Origin of the sequence: Clostridium sp. (assembly GCF_032576335.1) — a bacterium.
In the GTDB taxonomy this organism is placed as follows: Bacteria; Bacillota; Clostridia; order Oscillospirales; family Acutalibacteraceae; genus Faecalispora.
On the sequence record NZ_JAWFXC010000027.1, the window covers coordinates 1 to 7,532 of the forward strand.

7 protein-coding genes are annotated in these 7,532 nt (G+C 37.1%); 3 read left to right on the top strand and 4 right to left on the bottom strand.

What is annotated here, in order from left to right; translation table 11 throughout:
• The first annotated feature begins 235 nt into the window (after window positions 1-235).
• Entirely contained in the window at window positions 236-1,192 is a 957-nt protein-coding gene (locus tag E7L17_RS14840; protein WP_316323902.1) for a replication initiation protein, read from the top strand.
• 7 nt (window positions 1,193-1,199) lie between these two features.
• Entirely contained in the window at window positions 1,200-1,625 is a 426-nt protein-coding gene (locus E7L17_RS14845) for a hypothetical protein (RefSeq protein ID WP_316323903.1), read from the top strand.
• Between the two features lie 648 nt (window positions 1,626-2,273).
• Here the strand turns inward: E7L17_RS14845 and E7L17_RS14850 are convergent.
• The 4 genes from E7L17_RS14850 to E7L17_RS14865 all read right to left on the bottom strand — a co-directional run bounded on the left by E7L17_RS14850 (window position 2,274) and on the right by E7L17_RS14865 (window position 6,456).
• The gene (locus E7L17_RS14850; RefSeq protein ID WP_316323904.1) at window positions 2,274-3,155 is read right to left on the bottom strand and encodes a hypothetical protein; all 882 of its coding nucleotides are present in this window, start codon (window positions 3,153-3,155) and stop codon (window positions 2,274-2,276) included.
• Window positions 3,148-4,638, bottom strand: a complete 1,491-nt coding sequence (locus E7L17_RS14855; protein ID WP_316323905.1) for an AAA family ATPase — start codon at window positions 4,636-4,638, stop codon at window positions 3,148-3,150. Before E7L17_RS14855 ends, E7L17_RS14850 begins: the two co-directional genes overlap by 8 nt.
• A 108-nt stretch (window positions 4,639-4,746) precedes the next feature.
• Window positions 4,747-5,328 carry a tRNA modification GTPase gene (locus E7L17_RS14860; protein ID WP_316323906.1) on the bottom strand — a complete coding sequence of 194 codons (582 nt, stop codon included), beginning with the start codon at window positions 5,326-5,328 and terminating at the stop codon, window positions 4,747-4,749.
• Window positions 5,329-5,340: 12 nt separating this feature from the next.
• Window positions 5,341-6,456, bottom strand: coding sequence for a MobA/MobL family protein (locus tag E7L17_RS14865; protein WP_316323907.1), 1,116 nt, complete (start codon window positions 6,454-6,456; stop codon window positions 5,341-5,343).
• A gap of 165 nt (window positions 6,457-6,621) precedes the next feature.
• On the opposite strand from E7L17_RS14865, the gene E7L17_RS14870 reads away from it, so the two are divergent.
• Window positions 6,622-7,077: a conjugal transfer protein TraD gene (locus tag E7L17_RS14870; protein ID WP_316323908.1), complete on the top strand. Its 456-nt coding sequence runs from the start codon at window positions 6,622-6,624 to the stop codon at window positions 7,075-7,077.
• Window positions 7,078-7,532 lie beyond the last annotated feature (455 nt).

Genomic DNA, 7,532 nt, shown 5'->3' on the forward strand with positions numbered 1-7,532 from the left:
TTATCTTTTATTCTTTCTTTATTCTAGTGATTTTAAACCATTGTTTTTTAATAAAAAAAAAAACATTAAATGTAGGAAAAATTAGGCTAGATGTAGGAAAAATTAGGCTAGCAGTGGGAAAGATGTAGGAAAAATTAGGTTGTTCACAATCAAACATAAAAAATGTAGTTGATTTGAATTACTACATCATTATGATTTATGTAGCGATTTAAATTACTACATAATGGTGATTAGCATGTCTGAATTAGTTGTGTTTAAAGCAAATGAATTAGCAGTAAGCCGTTATGATCTAACTGAACATGAAACCAAGCTAATTCTGTTTTGCGTTGCAAAGTTGAACCCTACAATTGAAAACCCAACAAGGGATGAATTAACAGTTAAATTCTCATGTTCTGAATATGCGCGCACTATGGGCTTAAGTTATGAAAATGCTTGGGGAAGATTGAACAGTGCAACTAGTGATTTATTTAAACGCTCTGTTGAATTAATTTATCCTACAGGAGCAGTTTCTAAACGAATTTTCAATTGGACGGAATACGCTGAGTTCAATAGAGAAGAACAAACTGTAACATTAGTATTTAGCTCATATATTCAACCACTTTTATTTCATTTAAAAAAATTCATTAAATACAACCTTGAGCATGTTAAAGCCTTTGAAAATAAATACTCAATGCGAATATATGAATGGTTACTAAAGGAGCTTTCACAAAGAAAAACGCATAGGGGAAACATTGAGATAAGTATCAAGGAATTTAAGTTTATGCTCATGCTTGAAAAAAACTACCCTTTATATGCAGAATTGAATCGCTGGATCCTAAAACCTGTTACAAATGACTTAAACACTTACAGCAATATGAAGTTGACTATTGAAAAACGCGGTCGTCCTGCTGATACGCTGATCTTTCAAGTTGAACTGGATAAACAAATTGACCTTGTGACTGAACTAGCAAAAGATCCCGCATCAAAAAAAGAAGATAAGGCAATCCGTTTAACGCCTGAAAATCGTCTTCATGAGGGTCTAAAAACAACATTGCATGATGCTTTAACTGCAAAAATTCAACTGACTAGTTTTGAAGCAAAATTCCTGAGCGATATGCAAAGCAAGTACGATCTTAACGGCTCATTCACATGGCTGACTCAAAAACAACGAACTACGCTAGAGAAAATTCTGGCGAAATACGGGCGGATATGAGGTATCTATGGCACTGGTATCAGTTACAGAGGCAGCCAGACTAACTGGAAAAAACAGAGCAACAATACATCGCTATATTAAGCAAGGAAAACTGTCGCAAATTTCTGATGCAACAAATACAAAAAAAGTAGATACATCAGAGCTTATTCGTGTATTTGGTTCACTAACTGCGACACATGCAACACTATCGCAAAGCGACGCAATGCAGCACGATGCAACACCTAAAACAGATCAATCCGTTGCACTGTTACAACAAAAAATTGCACTTTTAGAGCAACTGCTTGAAAGCAAAAATAAAGAATTACAACGTCAGGACGAGCATATAGACAGCCTGAAACAAGCCATGTTGTTAATTGAATCCAAGCTACCGCCAACACCGGAACCCATTGCACCAGTACCAGCCAAAAAATCGTGGCAATTCTGGAAAAAATAGCCGGTTGGCGTCATTTTTACCGCGAAACCGAAACCGCTATTTTGATAACAAAAGAGCAACATCAATAATGGTGTTTTTTACGGTAGAAAAGAAGTGGTTTTAACCCGTTGATGGCATTTTTTGATTGAGTGCCTAAGCGGGTGTGCGCTTAAGCACGATTATGTTAAACAAAGCTGATTTTCAGCTAAATTTAGGTAATAAGAATGGGTAGATGTAAACGCAACATGGAGGCATTGGACTCGTTGTAGATATTCATTATCTACAGGAGAACCATGAGTAATTTTAATAAAACCTATGACCGTACTTCGACAGGAAAAAAACGCAATTATCGAAAAACTCAATACCGTTTTTACTGGCGTAACCCATCATGGTGGAACCGGATTTATACAACCAAAAAAAGACGGGGAGATGACAGAAAAAATCTGTTTAAGATTATCAAAGGTTGCGATCCTGAGTGCATTGTATGGATGCCTGACAAAAAACCAGACAGTTATTTCTGGTGAAAAATACCAGCGGATTTCCGCTGGTATTTTTATTTACATATATTTATCAAACACTTATAATGTGCTGTTTTTATAAATCGAAAACAAATCACATCCTACACTACTAATTATTATATTAAATAATATTCAATTAATAACTATTATGCTAAATAGTGCAAAATTTATTTAAAGCCCCCCCCATAGGAGAGCTTATATATTCTTGAGTATCACAAGCAACTCGCAATAATAATTCTAGTGAATTTCTGTTTATATTTATTTTTTTCTTTTCTTTCATACTAAGATTAACCTCTAAATATACAGAAAGAATTTCAGTGATATCATGACCATTAGATAAACTCCATTTATCTACATGCTTTTTATTTAAAGATTCAGCCTCAATAAGAAGATCTTCAACTAATTCCTTTCTATTTGACCAAAGGGGTAATTGGTCAATAAATTCAGATTCATTGGCATTTATTTCATTTCCGGAAACAGAAAAATAACCTTTTATATTTATTCCATTTAAAATAGAATTACCACCTAATTTCTTTTTTAGCACCTCATCAGCAGCTCTATATTTTCCAAAAAATCTAGATACTTTCTCTATTGAGTTTTTTAATGATTGAAAGTACTCATCAGATTCATACAAGCCATAGTTTGATATTATTTTTTTTAGTGAATTACTATTAAACAAAAATATTTCTAAATCATTGAACAAAAACCCAGAATCTCTACAAAAAACATTATAATTGATAAGATCAGATATATTATTATTAACAACAACATCATAATCAATATCAGCCATCAACATAACATAGTTATTTTCCTTAGCATATTTGTCATTCAAATATTGGTGCTCAACGTATAAAATACTAGGCTTACCATCAAGAACTTCCAGCCTTATGTTATCATTAACATAAGGCTTAATCATTTTATGGTCTTTATCTCCTTCAATAAAAATAGTTTTTTTTCCTTCTCTATCGAAAAAAAACCTAGCTTGAGATAAAGAATTTCTTATTTTAGATTGAATTAGAGAACTTTTACTCATGAATACTCTGCCCCCCTCTAACAAAATCATTTAGTTCAACAACTTCATTCCATCTATTACCAATAATCATTGTTGAATGAGTCGCCATTAATATTTTAAATTCTCTTTTTTTCCTTATTTGTTCAAGGCTAGCTATATACCCCTCTTGCCAAGATGGATGCAATGATATTTCTGGCTCATCAATTAAAATCAAGTCACCTTTCTTGGATTCAAATATTAATTTCCCTATCATAACTATCATATGTTGCTCACCAGATGATAATTCACTTATATTTATCATTTTTCTACCATTTTTAGGCTGAACAACAAAGCCTTTTCTTGAATCAATTTTTATTTCTTTAAATGATATTAGATCATTTAATGTTTCAGTAAATAATCTTAATTGATCCGCAAGGTTATCTAGAGCTTTAAATTTTGATTTAATATCATCTAAGTAAATTTTTAATACTACGTTACCAGTCCCTGAATTTTCATAATCAAAAAAACTACTTAATTGGCTTGTGGTTCTTGAAGTACTTTCAGATATAAGGCCTAACTTACTAAAATCATCTTCATACTTTTGTATGTCAGATATCAATGAAAGTAATTCCCTCTCATTAACGATATTTTTATCGTTATTATTTTTATTAAGGGATTGTATAAGCCTTTCAGGAAAGGTTGTTTCCTTCTTACGACCTATCTCGAATTGATTTCTTATTCCATCTTGTATTTTTTCAGATATAAGAGCAGCTAAATTATCTATCATAGAACTGCTTTTTTCATTTCTACTTCTACTTCTAAAATGTCTTGACCTAGTAAAGTTAGACCTTATTCTATCCGTTGATATAAAATAACTGTTTAATCGTTTTACAACATTATCTAACCATGTAGTATTTTTGAAAATACGATTTCTATCCTCATCGTTTAATATATCTATATGTTTATATATAAGTTCTCTTGAATTAAAGATCTCACCAGTGTAATCATTCATCCAAGAATTATAATCTATTCTAGATATAGTTGTTTTAGCTTCAATGGAGGACATTAATGCAGATAATTCATTTTCTGGAGGTAATTCAACTATTGCGGTTGGAGAGTCATCAACATTTACATCTGAAATAGTTATTACTCTATTATTTTTTATAATTTCAATCTTATACCTTAATGAATTTGTATCATCTTCAATATCAAAAATATTGAAAAAATCATCCCCATCATTAAAAAAATCCCCAAAAAGATCTTTAGCTATCGCTGCTTTTTTCTTCTTTTTCTCATTTTCATCTATATTTTCAGATAAATAAAAAACCACTTTACTAAAAGACTCATGTAAAAATGAGTAGTAGTTACCTGATGTTAAATTATTTATCATCCTTAAAATAGTAGATTTACCATATCCATTAGGTGATGTTATTATTGTCAAATCATCATTCAATTTTATATCATATGTGAACATATCGAATAAATTTGATATTTCTATTCTTGATATGTATAGCTTCGTTGTCATTTTTTATCCTTTGATTTTATCGTGATTATTTAACATACTTCAATTAAATAATCGCAAGTAAACATAAGATTTTTCTCTAAATAGAACAATGCCTAACTACAGCGCCCATTACTTAATAATTAAATAAGTTTCATTTTTATCGCCATATACCTTACTAGTATCTACTTTAACACAAGGCTTTTCATCACAGAACGATATCTGTGCCAACGGAGCTTTTTTTTGCCAGTGCGTTTCCATCTTTTGCATAGCTTCAATTCGGTCATAACCACTATTGATAAAATAAATCATTCCCCAAAGACAGCTCCCCATGACAGCAAACATTGTCAGGGCGATATAAATCGCGGATTTCCACGTATAACGCGACATTTCACGTCGCATTGCACTCACGGATTCATTAGCTGCTGTAACCACCTGATTCAGCGCATTAACGGCGGGTTTCTGATGCGCCAATCCCGTTTGTTTGAGTTCTTTTTCAACCTGAGTTAAGGCTGCATTCACCGATTGCCTGATCGTGTCGGTCATCTTACCGGAGGCACTGTCCAATTCATGGATCACCTGAGCCAACTGTGCTGTTTGGCGGCTTAATTTAGCGGATTCCGCCTGAAATTCTTCAATCAACGCCGCCACACGCTTTTCCTGCGCTTGCTGATGCCCAATCAGCGCCGCAATTTTTTTAATCTCATCACTCATACAAAACTCTCTCTATCGTGAAAATGACCAGCCGTCATCCGGTTTCTGTCGCTTCTGCTCAGCGAGGCGCTGCCGTTCTTTTTCCTGCTGACGCCGCTGCTCAGCCCAATACTCACGCTCCTGCTGCTTAACCATGTCCTGATGAATGCCCTGAAACTCCGCCATCGCATCGTTAACAAGGGACTGAAGATCGATTTCTTCCTGTATGTCCTTCATGGCATCACTGACCAGTGCGTTCAGCTTGTCAGACTCTTTTTCAAAATCAAACGCTTTGTCTGAAGTCGCTTTCGAGTGAGGCTCTGACGTCTGCTCGTGTTTCAGTGTCAGATTATCACGCTCGCTGAGGGCTTCCCGTAGCGTGGTGGTCACATCAATCACGCTGTTACATTCATCACGACAGTGCTGAGCCTGTCGCTCCGCTTCTCTGCGCTCCATCAGGGCGTGTAACTGCGCGGGTTCAAACTGCCTGACCTGTCCTGCGCCAAAATGTCGTTCCGGCTCACGCTCAATCCCCTGTGCTTTCAGGGAACGCGCATCAACGCGGTCGGGATGCTGATACCGTTCAAGATGCTTATTCTGTAAGTCAGCCCAGCGTTCTCGCTGGGCGATAAGGTATGCCTTGCGTTCGGTCGGCGTTTCGCCAAAACGAGCTTTTTTTGCGCCGCCCCGTTCAGGGTTTTTCGTGTTAGCCCGTTTAAAATAGGGCTGCGGGTCACGCTCGATACCGTCATTAAGCCGTTCAGAAAACATAATATGCGCGTGCGGTTGTTCTCCGCCTTCAATCGCCGCTCTGGGGTTATGAATGGCAAATTGATAGGCGTGCCGGTCGCCAATTTCCTGTTGAATAAAATCACGAACAAGCTCAAGGCGTTGTGCGGGTGTCAATTCACGCGGAAGAGCAATTTCAATTTCGCGGTAGGTGCAGCCGTTGGCACGTTCAAACGTGTCAGCGGCTTTCCAAAACTCGGACGGTTTATGCGCTGCCCATGCGGGCATATTGCCGGACTCTTGATGCTCAAGGTCGTTGTCTTTTTCACGGGCATATTTTCCCTCCCGCGCAATATAATCGGCATGGGAAGCGGCTTTGCCTTTCCCGCCGGTTTTAACGCTGAGATGATAAGATGCCATGCTGTTTTCGCCCGCTGCAAGCGCGCACCGTTTCTAAACGAAGTAAAGAAACGTCTAAGTGCGCCCTATCAATAAAAAGAATGATAGGGATTGTAGTAGAATTTGACCTGAGTTGCCAATCATGAGCATAATTATTTCATTCTAAAAACAGCGTGAGTGGTAAAGATGAAAAACGAAAAACAGGCCAAATGGGTGGCAGACAGAGTGCAATATATCCGTGGTTTAAAAGCACCGAATGAGCCACAACGTTTATTGGTGATTTTGCACGATAAAGCGGATAAAACCGCCCAAGAAATAAAGACGCTCTCATTGTTAATTCAGGCAGAGCGGGCAGCAGAAAAAGCACAGGAAGCCCGCACAAAGGTGATGAATCTTATTCAAGCAGAGAAGCGTGCAGAAGCCAAAGCCGCCCGTAAAGCGCGTGACCATGCCCTTTATCAATCAGCGGGGTTACTCATTATGGCGGGGTTAGTGGACAGTCAAACGGGTAAACCGGTAGATGACCCCGCGAAACTACTGGGTGCATTAGCCAGCTTGCATGAATTATCCCGAGATAATCCCAAATGGGAAGAATGGAAATTGAAGGGGCAGGTATTACTCAATCAGAAAAAGGAAGATTAGAGAAGGTTGTTAATACCCTCTAAAACGCCACAGGAAGTCCCTGGTGAGGTTTTATTGGCTCGATAATGGAATTTATCACCCAATACTGAAAACGCGGCACAGAAGCTCAGACAGCTCCTTCCTGATTGAGCCGTGAGCGAAGCGAACTCAATGACACGGAAAAAACAGCGGCGCGGTAGCAGGATGGTCGGAGACAAAAGAGAGGGACAGCGAGTTGCCCGAGCATAGCGAGGGAGCTACTGAGGTGTTTTAGGTTTGTCTTGAAAAGGAGCAAACGTTGTTTGCGACATCCTTTTAACTACGGCAAATCGACGGCAGTTTTCTGATTTATCCACAGGGCTGGGATCTATTCTTTTTTATCTTTTATTCTTTCTTTATTCTAGTGATTTTAAACCATTGTTTTTTAATAAAAAAAAAAACATTAAATGTAGGAAAAATTAGGCTAGATGTAGGAA

Coding starts and splice junctions, on each gene's coding strand:
- E7L17_RS14840 (WP_316323902.1), top strand. CDS start 236: ATGTCTGAATTAGTTGTGTTTAAAGCAAATGAATTAGCAGTAAGCCGT.
- E7L17_RS14845 (WP_316323903.1), top strand. CDS start 1,200: ATGGCACTGGTATCAGTTACAGAGGCAGCCAGACTAACTGGAAAAAAC.
- E7L17_RS14850 (WP_316323904.1), bottom strand. CDS start 3,155: ATGAGTAAAAGTTCTCTAATTCAATCTAAAATAAGAAATTCTTTATCT.
- E7L17_RS14855 (WP_316323905.1), bottom strand. CDS start 4,638: ATGACAACGAAGCTATACATATCAAGAATAGAAATATCAAATTTATTC.
- E7L17_RS14860 (WP_316323906.1), bottom strand. CDS start 5,328: ATGAGTGATGAGATTAAAAAAATTGCGGCGCTGATTGGGCATCAGCAA.
- E7L17_RS14865 (WP_316323907.1), bottom strand. CDS start 6,456: ATGGCATCTTATCATCTCAGCGTTAAAACCGGCGGGAAAGGCAAAGCC.
- E7L17_RS14870 (WP_316323908.1), top strand. CDS start 6,622: ATGAAAAACGAAAAACAGGCCAAATGGGTGGCAGACAGAGTGCAATAT.